We start from the raw sequence: 16,469 nt of genomic DNA on the forward strand, positions 1-16,469 counted from the left end.
TCCTTCGGTCCGCCGCTACTCGACGATTCTGCCGCCGCGTACGACGGCCACCCGCGCGTCGGGCTCCCACAGCGCCGCGGGCTCGGCGAGGGGGTCGGATGCCAGGACCAGCGCATCGCCGTAGGCCCCGGCATCCAGATGCCCGAGCGCAGGATCGCCGATGAGCTCGGCGTTCACGGCCGTCATCGAGCGCAGCGTCGCCGCCGCCCCGCTCGCCTCGACCTGCAGGCGCACGCCGCACAGCTGGTCGTCTTCGAGATCGCCCATGAGGTCGGTGCCGAACCCGACGCGCACCCCCGCGGCGAGCGCGAGCTGCACGGCCTCCTGCCCCTTCGAGAGCACCTCGGCGTTCTTGGCGAGCGACGTCTCGTTCAGTCCGATCGCGGCCCCGCGGCGATCCATCGCGTCATAGGCGGCGAGGGTCGGCACGAGGAACGCGCCGCGCTCGGCCATGCGCGCCGCGGTGGCCGCGTCGATCAGGTTGCCGTGCTCGATCGACCGGACGCCGTTGTCGATCGAGTGGACGACGGCCTCGGACGAATAGGCGTGTGCGGCGACATAGCTGCCGCGCCGGGTGGCCTCTTCGACCACCGCCCGCACCTCTTCGGCCGAGTACTGCGGGTTGCGGATCGGGTCGACGAGCGAGAACACGCCGCCGGAGGTCATGATCTTGATCGCGTGCGCACCGGTGCGCAGGCGATTGCGGACGGCCAGGCGCAGCGCGTCGACGCCGTCGACGAGCTCGCACATGTGCCCGTGCGAGAAGCACGTGTCGATGTGCGCCGAGCGCGGGTCGCCGTGCCCGCCGGTCTGACTGAGCGCAGGGCCGGTGAAGTGGTAGCGCGGCGACGAGAACAGGTCGGCGTCGATCGCCCGAGCCAGACCGATGTCGCCGCCGGCGACGTCGCGCACGGTCGTGAAGCCGCGGCGCAGCGCCCTCGCGAGCCGGCGCGCGCCGTTGATGGCGGTGAAGCTCAGCGGGCCGCGCTCGTTCTCCATCCCGTCCATGCTCGTCGCGTACGCGTGGAAGTGCGCGTCGATGAGCCCCGGCACGACCCAGCGCCCGGCGGCGTCGAGCGTCTGGCCGGTGTCGGCGGGCCGCTCGCTCACGCGCCCGTCGACGATGTGCACGTCGCGGGCGGCGAAGCCCTCGCCGTCCCACACGCGTCCCCCGGTGATCGTCAGTGATCCGGTTCGCATGTCGTTCCTCTCGACTCGGGGCGTCGTTTCGACTCGGTGCGTCGTTTCGACTCGCCTCGCTCGCTCAACGGCCGAGGGTCACAGCCGGCGGAGGATCGCGGCGACGCCGCCGTCCATCACCGACAGCGTCGTCTCACCCGCGGCATCCCGCACCTCCTGCGGGCCCTGGGCCATCGCGACCGCACGACCCCCGGCATCCTTCGCCCACTGGAACATGCGCAGATCGTTGCGTCCGTCGCCGATCACCAGCACGTGCGCGGGGTCGATGTCGAGCCACCCGCGCACGAGCTCGAGCCCGCTGGCCTTGTCGACGCCCATCGGGGCGATGTCGAGCCACGCGGTCCAGCCGATCGCGTACGAGACCTGGTTCAGCCCGATCCGGCGCACCAGGTCGATGAAGTCCTGCTCGGTCTGCCCGGGCGAGACCACGACCACGCGCGAGACCGGCCGCATCGCCAGCTCGTCGAAGGTCACCTGTTGCGCGTTCGAGAGGTTCCAGTCGTCCATCGCATCGGTGTACAGGCGCCGGCCGTCGGCGAGCTCGACCATGTAGTGGGCGTCGGGGACGTGCTCGCGCAGCATCGACAGCACCCGGGCCGGGTCGAACGTCTCGGTGTGGAACCGCTCGTACGCCGCGAGCCCGTCGTCGGTGCGGCGCATCACGACCGCGCCGTTCGAGCACACGACGTATTCGGGCGTGAGGTCCAGGGCCGCGAGGATGCCGCGGGTGCCCTCCCAGCTGCGCCCGGTGGCCAGCATCACCTCGTGGCCGGCGCGCTGCGCGTGGGCCACGGCATCCACCACTCCGGGGCTGAGCGAATCGTCCTCGAGGATCACCGTGCCGTCGACGTCGAGCGCGATCAGCATGCGGGTCGCGACGTGCGCAGCGACATCGTCGACGACCTGCGCGGTCTCGGCCTGGGTGTCGACCTCGATGTCGCCGGTGTCGGGGAGACTGTCGGGGAGGCTTTCGGGGAACCGGGTCACGCCACCGGCTCCAGCACCTCGAGTCCGCCCAGGTACGGTCGCAGCACGTCGGGCACGACGACCGAGCCGTCGGCGCGCTGGTGCGTCTCGAGGATCGCGACGATCCAGCGGGTGGTCGCCAGCGTCCCGTTCAGGGTCGCGACGTGCTGCGTCTTGCCGCCGTCGGGCCGGTAGCGGATGTCGAGCCGCCGCGCCTGGAACGTCGTGCAGTTCGACGTCGAGGTGAGCTCGCGGTACGCGCCCTGCGTGGGCACCCACGCCTCGATGTCGTATTTGCGGGCGGCCGAGGAGCCGAGGTCGCCGGCGGCCACGTCGATCACCCGGTACGACAGGCCGAGGTCCTGCAGCATGCGCTCCTGCATGCCGACCAGCCGAAGGTGCTCGGCCTCGGCGTCGGCGGGCTCGGTGAACACGAACATCTCGAGTTTGTTGAACTGGTGCACGCGGATGATGCCGCGGGTGTCTTTGCCGTACGAGCCGGCCTCGCTGCGGTAGCAGGTCGACCAGCCGGCGTAGCGCTTGGCGCCGGCGGTCAGGTCGAGGATCTCGTCCATGTGATAACCGGCCAGCGGCACCTCGCTCGTGCCGACCAGGTACAGGTCCTGCTTCTCGAGCCGGTACACCTCGTCGGAGTGCTGACCGAGGAACCCGGTGCCCTCCATGACCTCGGGGCGCACGAGCGTCGGCGGGATCATCGGGACGAAGCCCGCCTCGACGGCGCGGTTCAGCGCGAGCGACATGAGCGCGTACTCGAGCCGTGCGCCGACGCCTTTGAGGAAGTAGAAGCGGCTGCCCGAGACCTTGGTGCCGCGCTCCATGTCGATCGCGTCGAGCAGCTCGCCGATCTCGAGGTGGTCGCGCGGGGTGAAGTCGAACGTCGGGATGTCGCCGTGCGTGCGCAGCGTGACGAAGTTCTCCTCGCCGCCGGCGGGCACGTCGTCGATGACGATGTTCTCGATCTGCGAGAGCACCTCGTGCGCACGCTGCTCGGCCTCGGTGACGGCCTGCTGCGCCTCCTTCACACGGGCGCTCAGGTCCTTGGCCTGCGCGACCAGGGCGGGCTTGTCCTCTTTGGGCGCCGCCGCCACGAGCTTGCCGTGCGCGTTCTGCTCGGCACGCAGCTGCTCGAACGCGGTGATCGCGGCCCGGCGATCCGCGTCGGCCGCCAACGCGGCATCCACCGACTCCGACGACTCGCCCCGCTTGACCTGAGAACGCTTGACCAGCTCGGGATTCTCGCGGAGGAGCACGGGATCGATCATCCGACAAGTCTAGTCAGGGCCCCGCACCGGTATCGTGAAGCCATGGCAGACGGCGAGCGGCGCAAGCGGCGCTGCGCGCTGATCTACAACCCCACCAAGGTGGACGCCGCGCGCCTGCGCGACCGGGTCGAGAAGGCCGGCCGCACAGCAGGATGGGCGCCGCCGCTGTTCTTCGAGACCACGCCCGACGATCTGGGGCAGGATGCCGCGGCCCGCGCGCTGCGCGAGGGCGCCGACGCCGTGCTCGTGGCCGGCGGCGACGGCACCGTCCGTGCGGTCGCCGAGGCGCTCGTGTCGAGCCGGGTGCCCCTGACGATCGTGCCCAGCGGCACCGGCAACCTGCTGGCCCGCAACCTCGAGCTGCCGCTGACCGACCCCGACGCCGCCGTCGCCGCCGCGTTCGGCGGCCAGGAGCGCGCGATCGACATCGGCATCATGCGGATGACCCGCGAGGACGGCACGACCGACGAGCACGCCTTCGTGGTGATGGCCGGCATCGGACTGGACGCGGCGATGATCGCCAACACCCGTTCACAGCTGAAGAAGACGGTCGGCTGGGTGGCCTACGTCGACGGCGCGGCGCGGTCGCTGCCCGGGGCGAAGGCGTTCCGCGTCGTCTACGAGATGAACGGGCACCGGCTGCACTCGGTCAGGATGCACAGCATGCTGTTCGCGAACTGCGGGGCGCTGCCGGCCGGCATCGAACTCGTGCCCGACGCCTCGATGACCGACGGCATGCTCGACATCGCCCTGATCCAGCCGACGGGCTGGTTCGGATGGCTCGGCGTGTGGCGCAAGGTGTGGTGGGACAACAGCGTGCTGCGGCGCACCCGCTCAGGCAGGCGCATCGTCGATCGGCGCCGCGACTCGTCGGTGCACTACCTGCGCGGGGCGTCGGTCGACGCCGGCGTCGAGACCGCGCAGCCGGTCGAGCTGGACGGCGACGAGTTCGGGCGAGCGGTGCGGGTGAACTGCCGGATCGTCCCGGGCGGGCTGCTGCTGTCGGTGCCGAAGGCGGCCTGAGGCGGGAATGTCCGTCGGGAGGGCCGGGTTGCCACAAGGGATGAGTACCGCACCGGCCCCTGCCCTGTCCGTCCTCGACCTTGTGCCGGTGCGCACCGGGCAGACCAGTGCACAGGCGGTCGCGGCATCCCTCGCGCTCGTCGCCCGCGCCGACGCGCTGGGACTGCGCCGGTACTGGTTCGCCGAGCACCACAACATGCCGGCCGTGGCATCCACCACCCCTCCCGTGCTCGCCGCGGCCGCCGCTGCGCGCACGACGCGCATCCGGGTGGGCTCGGGCGGCGTGATGCTGCCGAACCACTCGCCGCTCGTGGTCGCCGAGCAGTTCGCCGCGCTCGAGGCGCTGGCTCCCGGGCGCATCGACCTGGGCATCGGGCGGGCGCCCGGCAGCGATCCGATCATCACGCAGCTGCTGCGCATGTCGGGTACGACCAGCGACGTCGAGCGGTTCCCCGAGCACGTGCGTGACATCACCCGGCTCGCCAGCCCTGCCGGCGCCGCGCTGCAGTTCACCAGCGGCAACACCTACGACGTGCACGCGACCCCGGCGGCGACCGGTTCGCCCGAGGTGTGGCTGCTCGGATCCAGCGACTACTCGGCGCAGCTGGCGGCGTCGTTCGGACTGCCGTACGTGTTCGCCAACCACTTCTCGGGCGAAGGGCTCGAGCGCGCGCTGGGCCTGTACCGCAGCCAGTACCAGCCGAGCGAGACGCACCCTGAGCCGCGCACGTTCCTCACCGTGAACGCCGTCGCCGCCGCCACGACCGCCGAGGCCGAAGAGCGCGCGCTGCCGCAGCTGCGCAGCATGGCCCGACTGCGCACGAACAAGCCGCTGCAGGCGCTCGAGACCGTCGAGCAGGCCAAGGCCGCGCCGCTGGACGGCATGGCCGAGTCGATCATGCAGTCCATGCGCGCGAAGTGGTTCGTCGGCACGGGTGCCGAGGTCGCCGGACTGCTGCGGGACTTCGCCGCGACCTGGCAGGTCGACGAGGTCATGATCTCGCCGATCGCCGGCGCGTACGAGGGCGAGCCGACGGATGCCGCCCCCGGTCGGGTGCAGACCCTCGAGCTGTTGGCGGCCGAGCTGGGCTGAGCCGCCTCTGCCTGTGCCCCGTTCGTCCTGCCTGAATGCCTCAGGCCTCGGGCTCGCCCGAGATGAGCGCGCGCAACCAGTCCCGCGCCTCGACGAAGACCTCGTCGGCGTAGCGCTCGGGGTAGTGCACGATGACCCGATCGGCGCGGGGGTACGAGCCGAGGAACACGACCTTCGGGCTGAAGCGGCGCAGCCCGAGCAGGGCGTCGGCCATGCGCTCGTCGAGCACGTGGCCGTCGGCGTCAATGACGAACCGGTAGCGGCCCAGCTCGTCGCCGATCGGGCGCGAGGCCAGCAGCGACAGGTTGATGCCACGGGTGGCGAACTGCTCGAGCATGTCGAGCAGGGCGCCGGGCCGGTCGACGGGCAGCTCGACGATGAGCGACGTCTTGTCGGCGCCGGTGGGCGGCGGCGGTGCGACGGTGCGCCCCACCAGCACGAACCGGGTGACCGCCTTGGGGTTGTCGCCGATGTTCTCGGCCAGCAGCTCGAGATCGTGGTGCTCGACGATCCCGGGGGGCGCGATCGCGGCATCCGCGTGCGTCGTCCCGTCGAGCATCTCGAGGGCTGCGGCCACGTTGCTGGATGCCGGAAGGTGGGCGTGCGCCGGAATGTGCGCGCCCAGCCAGTCGAGGCACTGCGCATACGCGACCGGGTGCGCCGCGATCGTCCGCACGTCGGCGAGCGCGGTGCCGGGCTTGCCGACGAGCACGAACTGCACCGGCACGAGGTACTCGCCGATGATCCGCAAGCCGGGGATCGTCGCCAGCGCGTCCTGCGTCGTCGACACGCCGCCGTCGACCGAGTTCTCGATCGCGATCATCGCCGCATCCGATCGTCCTTCGACGACGTCGGCGAGCCCCTCGGGCACGTTGTTCACGGTGCGCCAGTTCTGCCCACGGGCCTCGGGCACCTGCGCGAGCGCCGCCTCGGTGAACGTGCCGGCCGGCCCGAGATAGCTGTAGGTGCGGCGGTGGGCCTGGGCGTCGGAGTTCACCGTGACAGCCTATCCGCGGCGCCTCGGCACCGCCCGATGTCGACTTCACAGTGTCACGCACGGCACGAAGAAGGCAGACTGGGGGAATGAGCCGTGCAGGACAGCCCGCGCAAGAGTCCGACCTGATCGACATCGACGAGGTGATCAACGCCTACTACGATCTGCGGCCCGATGCCGCGATCGCCGCGCAACGGGTGGTGTTCGGCACCAGCGGCCACCGCGGGTCGTCGCTGAACCGGAGCTTCAACGAGGACCACATCCTGGCCACTACCCAGGCCATCGTCGACTACCGCAACCGGCAGGGCATCGCCGGTCCCCTGTTCCTGGGCCGCGACACGCACGGGCTGTCGCGCCCGGCCGAGCGCACGGCGGTCGAGGTGCTCGTCGCGAACGGCGTCGATGTGCGCCTGGACTCCCGCAACTCGTGGACCCCGACGCCCGCGCTCAGCCACGCGATCCTCACCCACAATCGGGATCGGGATGCCTCGGACCCGGGTCGTGCGGACGGCATCGTCGTCACGCCCAGCCACAATCCGCCCGCCGACGGCGGCTTCAAGTACAACCCGCCGAACGGCGGCCCCGCCGACACCGACGCGACCGGGTGGATCGCCGACCGGGCGAACGCGCTGATCGCCGGCGGCCTCGACGAGGTCAAGCGGGTCCGCTACGCCGACATCGACGCCGATGCGCTGGGCCGCTACGACTTCCGGCAGAACTACGTCGCCGACCTGCAGAACATCATCGACGTCGAAGCGATCCGGCGGGCCGGCATCCGCATCGGCGCCGATCCGCTCGGCGGCGCGTCGGTGGACTACTGGGCCCTGATCGGCGAGATGTACGAACTCGACCTCACGGTCGTCAACCCCGAGGTCGACCCGACGTGGCGGTTCATGACCCTGGACTGGGACGAGAAGATCCGCATGGACCCGTCCTCTCCTTCGGCGATGGCGGCGCTGGTCGAGCGCCGCCACGAGTACGACATCCTCACCGGCAACGACGCCGACGCCGACCGGCATGGCATCGTCACGCCCGACGCGGGGCTGATGAACCCCAACCACTATCTCGCCGTGGCGATCGATCACCTGTTCTCGCACCGTCCGCACTGGCCGGCGGACGCGGCGGTGGGCAAGACGCTCGTCTCGTCGATGATCATCGACCGCGTCGCGGCATCCCTCGATCGCCCCCTGCTGGAAGTGCCCGTGGGGTTCAAGTGGTTCGTGCCGGGGCTGCTGGACGGCTCGGTCGCGTTCGGCGGCGAGGAGTCGGCGGGGGCGTCGTTCCTGCGCACCGACGGGACGGTGTGGACGACCGACAAGGACGGCATCCTGCTGTGCCTGCTGGCCTCCGAGATCCTGGCGGTCACGGGCAAGACGCCGTCGCAGCGCTACGCGGAGCTCGAGGCGGAGTTCGGCGCGTCGGCGTATCAGCGGGTGGATGCCCCGGCCACCCCCGAGCAGAAGGCGGCGCTGGCCCGGCTGTCGCCCGACGACGTGAGTGCGACCGAGCTCGCCGGCGAGCCGATCACCGCGAAGCTCTCGCGCGCGCCCGGCAACGGGGCGGCGATCGGGGGCCTCAAGGTGCAGACCGCCGACGCGTGGTTCGCCGCGCGCCCCTCGGGCACCGAGGACGTCTACAAGCTGTACGCCGAGTCGCTGCGCGGCCCCGACCACCTGCGTCAGGTGCAGGACGAGGCCCGCACCGTGGTCGCGGCCGCCCTCGGCGGGGAGTGACATGACCTGGCTTGTGACCGGCGGAGCCGGGTACATCGGCGGCCACATCGTCCGCGCGCTGGCCGCGGCGGGGCTCGACCCCGTCGTGATCGACGATCTGTCCAGCGGGCATGCGGAGTTCGTGCCGGCCGGCGTCCCGTTCGTGCGCGGCTCGATCCTCGACCGCGACCTGGTCGCCCAGACGCTGCGCGCCCACGACGTGCGCGGGGTCATCCACGTCGCCGGCTACAAGTACGCGGGCGTCTCGGTGCAGCGCCCGCTGCACACCTACGCCCAGAACGTCGAGGGCACGCGCATCGTGCTCGACGCGATGGAGGCCGGGGACGTCACGAACCTCGTCTTCTCGTCGTCGGCGGCCGTCTACGGCACTCCCGACGTACCGCTGGTGACCGAGGACCTGCCCAAGCGACCCGCCTCGCCGTACGGCGAGTCCAAGCTCATCGGCGAGTGGCTCATCGCCGACCAGGGCGTGGCGACGGCCGGTTCGGCGCATCCCCTGCGGCACACGTCGCTGCGCTACTTCAACGTCGTCGGCTCCGGCGACGAGTCGGTCTACGACACGAGCCCGCACAACCTCTTCCCGCTCGTGTTCGAGGCGCTGCTGGCCGGCCGTACGCCGAAGATCTTCGGCGACGACTACGCGACGCCGGACGGCACGAACGTGCGCGACTACGTGCACGTCGCCGACATCGCCGCCGCCCACGTCGAAGCCGCGCAGCGGCTCGCCGCGGGTGCACCGATCGAACCGGCCTACAACCTCGGGTCGCAGAACGGGCTGTCGGTGAAGCAGATCATGGATGCCATGGCCCGCGTCACCGGGATCGCCTTCGACCCCGAGATCGCGCCGCGCCGGCCCGGCGACCCCGACCGGATCGTCGCGACCGGGGAGCTGGCCGCCCGCGACCTGGACTGGGCCAACCGCTACACCGTGGACGAGATGGTGCGCTCGGGCTGGGACGCCCGCCGCGCCGCCGACGCCCGCCGCACCGCAGACGCCCGGTGACCGCGCGGGCATCGGCGGCCACCCCGGCGATCGTCTCGATCGCGGCGCGGCACCCGGCGTGACCGTCAGTCCGCGCCGTCCATCAGCTCCTCGCTGTGCACGACGATGCCGCGCGCCGCGGCCTCGGCCGCGTCCGGATCCCGATCGACGATCGCCCGCAGCAGCACGGCGTGCTTGTCGACGGGAGTGCCGTCGATCTGCATCGAGGGAACGGCGTTGCTGAGCACCGCGGTGTACACCGAGGCGTCGAAGCTGGCGTAGATGCCCGCCAGCAGCTGGTTGTGGGATGCCGCGACCACGCCGACGTGGAACGACACATCGTGCCGGGTGAAGGCCTCTTCGTCGCCGCGCTGGGCCGCCCGGGTGCGTGCCTCGAGCTGGCTCGACAGGTGGGCGAGGTCCGCGTTGGTGCGATGCTCGGCCGCCTCATGCGCGGCCAGCGCGTCCAGCGCGCGACGCACGCGCATCACCTCGCGCACGTCGGCGTTCGTGAGGGCCCGTCGCAGTGCGACCTGCGTGGCGTCCTTCGCGATCACGTACGTGCCGTGGCCCTGGCGGGTCTCGAGCAGCCCGAGCTGCACGAGCGAGCGCACGCCCTCGCGCACCGAGGATCGGCTCACACCGAGTTGTGCAACCAGTTCCGCCTCGGTCGGAATGCGGTCGTCGACGTCCCACTCACCCGACGTGATCTGGGCCTGGAGCGCACCCACCACGGTGTCAACGAGCGACCGGCGCTCGATCGGTTCCATGTGTGTCATTCTCATCCTTGAGTCATGTATGGTGATCCTACGTCTGAAGATCTGATGTTCATGGCAGAACGTCAGAGTGTCGGCACCGACGCCGCAGGAGGCAACCCAAATGGCTGACGAACGCAGTCCGCTGATCACCGCGGGACTCGTCGACGCGCACATCCATCCCGACAAGACGAGCTGGTCCGACCCCTGGATGAAGCGGCGCCCCGCGGCCACGCTGGCCGACCTGATCGCCAACAACCTCGCGGCCCTGGGCGAGTACGCGCACTCGGTCGAGGAGCGGGCCCATGCGCTGCTGAGCCACGCGCACCGCAACGGCACGCTGGCCATGCGGGCGCACGTCGACGTCGGCACCGCCGTCGGGCTCGCCAACGTCGAGGGCGTGCGCGCGGCCGCCGAGCGCATCCCGACCCTGGACGTGCAGATCGTCAGCTTTCCCCAGTTCGGCCTGCTGACCGACCCGGGCGCCGCCGACCTGCTGGCGGCGTCGCTGCATGCGGGCGCCGACATCGTCGGCGGCATCGATCCGATCGGCGTCGACCACGACCTCAACGGGCATCTGGACGCGGTGTTCGGCCTGGCGCACAGCGCCGGGCGCGACCTCGACATCCACGTGCACGACGGCGGCGAAGAGGGCCTGGCCGAGATCCGCGAGATCGCCGCCCGCACGAGGGCCGCCGACATGCGCGGCCACGTCACGATCCCGCACGCGTTCGCCCTGTGCGACAGCACGCTGCCGAGCCTGCGCTCGACGCTCGACGCGGTCGCCGAAGCCGGGATCTGGATCGCCACGTGCGCGCTCGGCCCCGATCCCGTGCCGGATCTGGCCCTGCTCGAGTCGCACGGCGTGCAGGTGGTCGCAGGCTCCGACGGCGTGCGCGACAGCTGGAGCCCCTTCGGCACCGGCTCGATGGTCGACCGGGCGCATCTGCTCGGCTACCGCACCGGCGCCATCACCGACGCCGACCTCGAGCGCTGCTGGCGCATCGCCACCGTCGAGGGCGCCCGCATGCTCGGCATCACCGACCTCGCATCCGACGTGACGGCCACGAGCCCGACACGTCTCGAGTTCGACGCCCCGACGATCGCACAGCTCGTCGTCGACCGTCCTGCTCCCACCCGCGTCGTGCGAAACGGGCACGACGTCTGCTGAACGCACCCGAACCCGGCGCACCCGCGTCGACCCCGGCATCCCGCACCAACCCGCAGCACCGACAGCACCGAACCGCAGCACCGACCCCACAGCACAGAGGAGTTCTCGTGGTCTCGAAATTCACCAAGGCGGGCGTCGCCGCCTTCGCCGTCGCAGCCCTTGCCCTGACCGGATGCAGCGGCGCCGGCAAGGCCGCCACCGACAACGCGTCCGCACCCACGATCGACATGGCGAACCTGGCCGCGGGCACCCCCGCCGGCACGACCGAGGTCGACAACGTCAACTGGAACCTGCCCTACGAGCCGTCGTCGCTCGACCCGCAGTTCACCTGGAACTACGCCGAGAACACGGTCGACGCGAACCTCTGCGAGAGCCTCGTGCGGATGAAGCCCGACCTGTCCACCGAACCGGGCCTGGCCACGAAGGTCGAGAGCTCGAACGGCGACAAGACGATCGTCTACACGATCCGCCCCGACGTGAAGTTCTGGGACGGCAAGACCCTGACCGCCGAGGACGTCGCCTATTCGCTCGGGCGCCAGGTCGGGCCGGACGCGAAGACGTACTGGTCCGACTACTTCCACAACGTGGAGTCGGTGAAGGCCACCGGCCCGCTGCAGGTGACCGTCACGATGAAGCAGCCCGACGTGCTGTTCACCCAGGCGATGGCATCGGCCGCCGGCGCCATCGTGGAGAAGGCCGCCGCCGAGAAGGCCGGCCAGGGCCTCGGCACCCCGTCCGACGGTGTGATGTGCACCGGCCCGTTCAGGTTCGGCGCGTGGAGCTCGGGCAAGAGCCTGACGATCGAGCGCAACGACGCGTACTGGGACGCGAACATCAAGCCCAAGACGAAGCAGATCACGTTCAGCTTCATCGCCGACGAGTCCACCGCGGTCAATGCCCTGCGCAGCGGCGACGTCGACGGCCAGTTCTTCTACCTGCCGCCGGCGGGGCTCTCGCAGCTGCGCAAGAGCAGCAACCTGACCACGACGTTCGGCAAGTCGTTCGTGTTCTGGACGCTTGCCCCGTTCAACCCCTCAGGCCCGATGGGCGACCAGAAGATCCGCGAGGCGCTGTCGCTGGCCATCGACCGCACGGCCCTCACCAAGGTCGTGTTCCAGGGCGCCGGCATCCCCGCCCCGACTCTCGCCGGACCCGACACCTGGGGCTATGAGAAGGACGCGTTCGCCGCGGCCTTCAAGGACTTCAGCGCGAAGCAGGACTTCGAGAAGGCCAAGGAGCTCGTCAAGGAGGCGGGTTCGCCCAAGACGCCGATCGTGCTGGCCGTGCAGGGCAGCTCGGCCGTGCACGAGCAGACCGCCAGCCTGATCCAGGCCGCGGGCACGGCCATCGGGCTGGACGTGCAGACCAAGGTCATCCCGGTCGAGCAGTTCGGCAACCTCTACTTCGACCCGGCGGCGCGCAAGGGCCTCGACGGCTTCTTCACGACGAACTACTCGGATTTCGCCGACCCGCTGAACATCTACAGCTTCTTCGAGTCGGGCAACTCGCACGACTACATCGGCTGGAAGGACGCCGACGCGCAGATCGCTGAGGCCCTGCAGACGAGCGACGAGGCCAAGCGGGCGGCCCTGGTGGTCGACATCCAGAAGAAGGTCGCCGCGGGCGTGCCGTGGATCCCGCTGGCGTACGAGCCCACGACCCTGATCCAGAACAAGCGGATCTCGGGCGCGACGGCATCGTTCGCCTACCTGTACGGCCCGTGGGCGGCCACGCTCGGCGGCACCGAGTAGGACCGATGTCTCTCGGCTCTTACATCGTCCGCCGCTTCGGGGGGCTGCTCCTGGTCCTGCTGGTGACCTCGTTCCTCGTGTTCGGGTTGCTGTACCTTGCCCCGGGCAGTCCCCTGGCGTACATCCTCGGTCCCCGCGGCGGCACTCCTGCGCAGATCGCCGCGGTGACCAAGGAGTACCACCTGAACGACCCGTTCGTCCTGCGCTACGTCAACTGGCTCGGCGACGTGCTGCACGGCGACCTCGGGTACTCGATCGTGTACCGGCAGCCGGTGTCGGCCCTCGTCGACTCCCGCGCGGGCACGACGGTCGCCCTGATCGCCCTGTCGGCGATCATCATCGCGATCGTCGGCGTGGTCTTCGGCACGATCGCCGCGCTGCGCGGCGGCTGGAGCGACCAGGTCATCTCGTCGCTGTCGGCGATCGGGCTGTCCACGCCCGTGTTCGTCGTCGGCGTCGCGCTGATCAGCCTGTTCGCGGTCAACCTCGGCTGGTTCCCCACGTTCGGGGTCGGCAGCGGCGGCCTCGACACCGTCTGGCACCTGATCCTTCCCGCGATCGCCCTGAGCGTGGCATCCGCCGCCTATCTGGCGCGCATCACGAAGGCGGCCGTCAACGAGGAGCAGGGGCGCGAGCACGTGCAGACGGCCACCGTGCGCGGCCTGTCGACCGGGGTGATCATCCGCCGGCACGTGCTGCGCAACGCGCTCATCCCGATCACGACCGTGATGGGGCTCACGATCGCGACCCTGATCGCCGGCGCCGTCGTCGTCGAGAACGTGTTCGCTCTCGACGGCCTCGGAAGCCTGCTGGTCAAGGCGATCCTGCAGCGCGACTTCGCCGTCGTGCAGGCCGTCGTGCTCGTGCTGGTCGTCGCGTTCGTCGTGATCAACGCGATCGTCGACGTGCTGTACACGTTCATCGACCCGCGCATCACGCTGGGGAGCAGGAAATGAGCATGAAGACCACGACCCTCGCCATCGCGAGGGATGCCTCGCAGCGTCGGACCGCGGTGTGGTGGCAGCGCTACGTCGACCGTTTCGGCGTGCTCGGCACGATCGCGTGCGCGGTGCTCGCGGTCATCGTGTTCGCCGCGGTGCTCGCGCCGCTGCTGGCGCCGTACGACCCGGACTTCCCCGACCTCACATCGGCACTGTCTGGACCGAGCGCCGCGCACCTGCTCGGTGCCGACGCGCTGGGTCGCGACATCCTCTCCCGGCTCATGTACGGCGCCCGCGTCACGCTCGTCGGCCCTGCGCTGGTGATCCTGCTGTCGACCATCGTCGGCGTGATCCTGGCACTCGTGGCCGCGTGGCGGGGGCACAAGACGGATGCCGTCATCGTCTGGGTGCTCGACATCCTGTTCTCGGTGCCCGGCATCGTGTTCGCCCTGATCGCCGTGGCCCTGTGGGGTCCGAGCCTGTTCACCGTGGTCGGGGGCCTGGCGGTGGCCTACGTGCCGTACGTCGCCCGCGTCGTGCGCGGCGCGGCCCTGCGCGAGCGGAACATGCCCTACGTGTCGGCGGCGTGGCTGCAGGGCCACTCGGGCGTGGCGATCACGACGCGGCAGATCCTGCCGAACGTGCAGCCGATCGTCATCGCCCAGGCCGTGTCGTCGCTCGGCTTCGCCGTGATCGACCTGGCGGCCGTGTCGTTCCTGGGCCTGGGCGTGCAGCCGCCGGCGGCCGACCTCGGCCTCATGGTCAAGAGTGGTTTCGACTCCACCCTGCGCGGGCACCCCGGTGAGGCCATCTCCTCGGGTCTGCTGATCGTGCTGATCGTCTGGTGCGTCACCATCATCGGCGACCGCCTCGTCTCGAATGCGAGGTCCATGTGATGACCACGCCACTGCTCAAGCTCGACGGCGTCCGCGCGACGCTGCAGCTCAAGCGCAGCTCGCAGACGCTGCTGAACGGCGTCTCGTTCGAGATCGCGCCCGGCGAGGCGCTGGGCCTGGTCGGCGAGTCCGGTTCGGGCAAATCGCTGACCACCCGGGCCGTCACCCGCATGCTCGACCGGGCGTTCCGGGTCGATGGCACGATCGAGTTCGACGGGACGTCGGTGCTCGGCATGAACGCGGCGGCGCTGCGGCGCTACCGGCAGAACGACGTGGGCATGATCTTCCAGGACCCGCGCGCCCACATCAACCCCGTGCACACGGTCGGCGACTTCCTCACCGAGGCGCTCACCCGTGACCGGGGCGTGTCGCGCAAGGATGCCGAGGCCCGTGCGGTGCAGCTGCTCGACGAGGTCGGGGTACGCAGCGCCCGCGCCCGGCTCAGCCAGTACCCGCACGAGCTGTCGGGCGGTCTGCTGCAGCGCGTCATGATCGCGAGCGTCCTTCTTGCCGAGCCCCGGCTGATCCTCGCCGACGAGCCGACGACGGCGCTGGACGTGACCGCCCAGTCCGACGTGATGGCGATCCTCGACGAGCAGCGCAAGGCGCGCGGCATGTCGCTGCTGTTCATCACGCACGACCTCGAGCTGGCCGCCGCGTGCTGCGATCGCCTGGCTGTGATGTACGCCGGCGAGATCGTCGAACAGGGCGCGCACGTGTACAGTGCGCCGCGGCATCCCTACACGATCGAACTGCTCGGGGCCCGGCCCGACATCGACCAGCGCGTCGACCGGCTGCCGGTGCTGACCTACGACCGTGATCTGCACGAACGACTGAAAGCCGAGGCCACGGCATGAGCGAGGATCCGATCATCGTCGCGAACGACCTGCGCAAGGTCTTCCCCGCGCCCAAGGGCGTCAGGCACGGCGAGCCGATCGTCGCCGTCGACGGCGTCTCGTTCGAGCTGTTCGCCGACGAGTGCCTGGCGATCGTGGGCGAGTCCGGCTCGGGCAAGACGACCGTGGCGCGCATGCTGGTGGGACTGGAGACCCTCACCGCCGGCGAGCTGAGCGTCAACGGCGAGTCGCGCGCGAAGGGCGTGCGGCGGCTGCCGGACCGCCGGCGCTGGGCGCGCGAGGTGCAGTACGTGTTCCAGGACCCGTACTCGTCGCTGAACGGCCGCCAGCGCATCATCGACACGATCGCGTCGTCGGTCGCGCTGCACGCGCACCGCTCGCCGCAGGACGCCAAGCGCACGGCACAGGAAGTGCTCATCAGCGTCGGGCTCGGCACGATGTTCTGGCAGAAGTTCCCGCACCAGCTCTCGGGCGGCCAGCGTCAGCGCGTCGCGATCGCACGCGCGCTGGCGGCGAACCCGTCCGTGATCGTGCTCGACGAGGCGGTGGCGGCGCTGGACGTCTCGATCCAGGCGCAGATCCTCAACCTGCTCGCCGACATCAAGAAGGACCGCAAGGTCAGCTACCTGTTCATCTCGCACGACCTGGCCGTGGTCAATCAGATCTCGGACCGCATGATCGTGATGGAGAACGGCAAAGTGGTGGATGCCGGGGTGACGGCCGAGATCCTCGCCAACCCCGTGCAGCCCTACACGCGCGCGCTGCGCGCGGCGGTGCCGCGTGCGGGGTGGAAGCCGGTGCGGCGCGAGCGGCTCGCCTCGTGA

At 70.5% G+C, this 16,469-nt stretch carries 15 protein-coding genes; 10 read left to right on the top strand and 5 right to left on the bottom strand.

From position 1 onward, the window contains the following. Positions 1-15 precede the first annotated feature (15 nt). The 3 genes from AC3RX0_RS15015 to serS all read right to left on the bottom strand — a co-directional run bounded on the left by AC3RX0_RS15015 (position 16) and on the right by serS (position 3,449). On the bottom strand, positions 16-1,200 hold the full coding sequence (locus AC3RX0_RS15015; RefSeq protein ID WP_491506794.1) for a metal-dependent hydrolase family protein: 1,185 nt from the start codon (positions 1,198-1,200) through the stop codon (positions 16-18). A gap of 78 nt (positions 1,201-1,278) precedes the next feature. Further along, positions 1,279-2,187 carry an HAD family hydrolase gene (locus tag AC3RX0_RS15020; RefSeq protein ID WP_491506795.1) on the bottom strand — a complete coding sequence of 303 codons (909 nt, stop codon included), beginning with the start codon at positions 2,185-2,187 and terminating at the stop codon, positions 1,279-1,281. Further along, positions 2,184-3,449 carry a serine--tRNA ligase gene (gene serS, locus AC3RX0_RS15025; RefSeq protein ID WP_491506796.1) on the bottom strand — a complete coding sequence of 422 codons (1,266 nt, stop codon included), beginning with the start codon at positions 3,447-3,449 and terminating at the stop codon, positions 2,184-2,186. The genes AC3RX0_RS15020 and serS overlap by 4 nt, the downstream gene beginning before the upstream one ends. A gap of 42 nt (positions 3,450-3,491) precedes the next feature. Between serS and AC3RX0_RS15030 the strand changes: the two genes are divergently transcribed. Then, a complete protein-coding gene (locus tag AC3RX0_RS15030) occupies positions 3,492-4,472 on the top strand; it encodes a diacylglycerol/lipid kinase family protein (protein WP_491506797.1) in 981 nt (326 codons plus the stop codon). 40 nt (positions 4,473-4,512) lie between these two features. Then, positions 4,513-5,565, top strand: coding sequence for an MsnO8 family LLM class oxidoreductase (locus AC3RX0_RS15035; protein ID WP_491506798.1), 1,053 nt, complete (start codon positions 4,513-4,515; stop codon positions 5,563-5,565). A 40-nt stretch (positions 5,566-5,605) separates the two neighbouring features. Here the strand turns inward: AC3RX0_RS15035 and pheA are convergent, their stop codons facing one another. Further along, a complete protein-coding gene (gene pheA, locus AC3RX0_RS15040; protein ID WP_491506799.1) occupies positions 5,606-6,562 on the bottom strand; it encodes a prephenate dehydratase in 957 nt (318 codons plus the stop codon). A gap of 86 nt (positions 6,563-6,648) precedes the next feature. Here pheA and pgm point away from each other — a divergent pair, with 86 nt between their 5' ends. Continuing rightward, entirely contained in the window at positions 6,649-8,292 is a 1,644-nt protein-coding gene (gene pgm / locus AC3RX0_RS15045; RefSeq protein ID WP_491506800.1) for a phosphoglucomutase (alpha-D-glucose-1,6-bisphosphate-dependent), read from the top strand. A gap of 1 nt (position 8,293) precedes the next feature. Further along, positions 8,294-9,295, top strand: a complete 1,002-nt coding sequence (gene galE / locus AC3RX0_RS15050) for a UDP-glucose 4-epimerase GalE (protein WP_491506801.1) — start codon at positions 8,294-8,296, stop codon at positions 9,293-9,295. Between the two features lie 65 nt (positions 9,296-9,360). Here galE and AC3RX0_RS15055 read toward each other — a convergent pair whose 3' ends face one another. Beyond that, a complete protein-coding gene (locus AC3RX0_RS15055) occupies positions 9,361-10,053 on the bottom strand; it encodes a FadR/GntR family transcriptional regulator (protein ID WP_491506802.1) in 693 nt (230 codons plus the stop codon). 100 nt (positions 10,054-10,153) lie between these two features. Here AC3RX0_RS15055 and AC3RX0_RS15060 point away from each other — a divergent pair, with 100 nt between their 5' ends. From AC3RX0_RS15060 to AC3RX0_RS15085, 6 genes are all read left to right on the top strand, one after another. After that, positions 10,154-11,200 (top strand): amidohydrolase family protein, encoded by a 1,047-nt coding sequence (locus AC3RX0_RS15060; RefSeq protein ID WP_491506803.1) that lies wholly within the window; start codon positions 10,154-10,156, stop codon positions 11,198-11,200. Between the two features lie 107 nt (positions 11,201-11,307). Continuing rightward, positions 11,308-12,951, top strand: coding sequence for an ABC transporter substrate-binding protein (locus tag AC3RX0_RS15065; RefSeq protein ID WP_491506804.1), 1,644 nt, complete (start codon positions 11,308-11,310; stop codon positions 12,949-12,951). Between the two features lie 5 nt (positions 12,952-12,956). Continuing rightward, positions 12,957-13,907, top strand: a complete 951-nt coding sequence (locus AC3RX0_RS15070; RefSeq protein WP_491506805.1) for an ABC transporter permease — start codon at positions 12,957-12,959, stop codon at positions 13,905-13,907. Then, the gene (locus AC3RX0_RS15075) at positions 13,904-14,788 is read left to right on the top strand and encodes an ABC transporter permease (RefSeq protein WP_491506806.1); all 885 of its coding nucleotides are present in this window, start codon (positions 13,904-13,906) and stop codon (positions 14,786-14,788) included. Before AC3RX0_RS15070 ends, AC3RX0_RS15075 begins: the two co-directional genes overlap by 4 nt. Beyond that, positions 14,788-15,645 carry an ABC transporter ATP-binding protein gene (locus AC3RX0_RS15080; RefSeq protein ID WP_491506807.1) on the top strand — a complete coding sequence of 286 codons (858 nt, stop codon included), beginning with the start codon at positions 14,788-14,790 and terminating at the stop codon, positions 15,643-15,645. The genes AC3RX0_RS15075 and AC3RX0_RS15080 overlap by 1 nt, the downstream gene beginning before the upstream one ends. After that, positions 15,642-16,469 (top strand): ATP-binding cassette domain-containing protein, encoded by an 828-nt coding sequence (locus AC3RX0_RS15085; protein ID WP_491506808.1) that lies wholly within the window; start codon positions 15,642-15,644, stop codon positions 16,467-16,469. Before AC3RX0_RS15080 ends, AC3RX0_RS15085 begins: the two co-directional genes overlap by 4 nt.

The organism is Microbacterium sp. W1-4-2 (assembly GCF_058349885.2).

Coding starts and splice junctions, on each gene's coding strand:
- AC3RX0_RS15035 (WP_491506798.1), top strand. CDS start 4,513: ATGAGTACCGCACCGGCCCCTGCCCTGTCCGTCCTCGACCTTGTGCCG.
- AC3RX0_RS15015 (WP_491506794.1), bottom strand. CDS start 1,200: ATGCGAACCGGATCACTGACGATCACCGGGGGACGCGTGTGGGACGGC.
- AC3RX0_RS15070 (WP_491506805.1), top strand. CDS start 12,957: ATGTCTCTCGGCTCTTACATCGTCCGCCGCTTCGGGGGGCTGCTCCTG.
- AC3RX0_RS15085 (WP_491506808.1), top strand. CDS start 15,642: ATGAGCGAGGATCCGATCATCGTCGCGAACGACCTGCGCAAGGTCTTC.
- AC3RX0_RS15055 (WP_491506802.1), bottom strand. CDS start 10,053: ATGACACACATGGAACCGATCGAGCGCCGGTCGCTCGTTGACACCGTG.
- AC3RX0_RS15080 (WP_491506807.1), top strand. CDS start 14,788: ATGACCACGCCACTGCTCAAGCTCGACGGCGTCCGCGCGACGCTGCAG.
- serS (WP_491506796.1), bottom strand. CDS start 3,449: ATGATCGATCCCGTGCTCCTCCGCGAGAATCCCGAGCTGGTCAAGCGT.
- AC3RX0_RS15030 (WP_491506797.1), top strand. CDS start 3,492: ATGGCAGACGGCGAGCGGCGCAAGCGGCGCTGCGCGCTGATCTACAAC.
- pgm (WP_491506800.1), top strand. CDS start 6,649: ATGAGCCGTGCAGGACAGCCCGCGCAAGAGTCCGACCTGATCGACATC.
- AC3RX0_RS15075 (WP_491506806.1), top strand. CDS start 13,904: ATGAGCATGAAGACCACGACCCTCGCCATCGCGAGGGATGCCTCGCAG.
- galE (WP_491506801.1), top strand. CDS start 8,294: ATGACCTGGCTTGTGACCGGCGGAGCCGGGTACATCGGCGGCCACATC.
- AC3RX0_RS15060 (WP_491506803.1), top strand. CDS start 10,154: ATGGCTGACGAACGCAGTCCGCTGATCACCGCGGGACTCGTCGACGCG.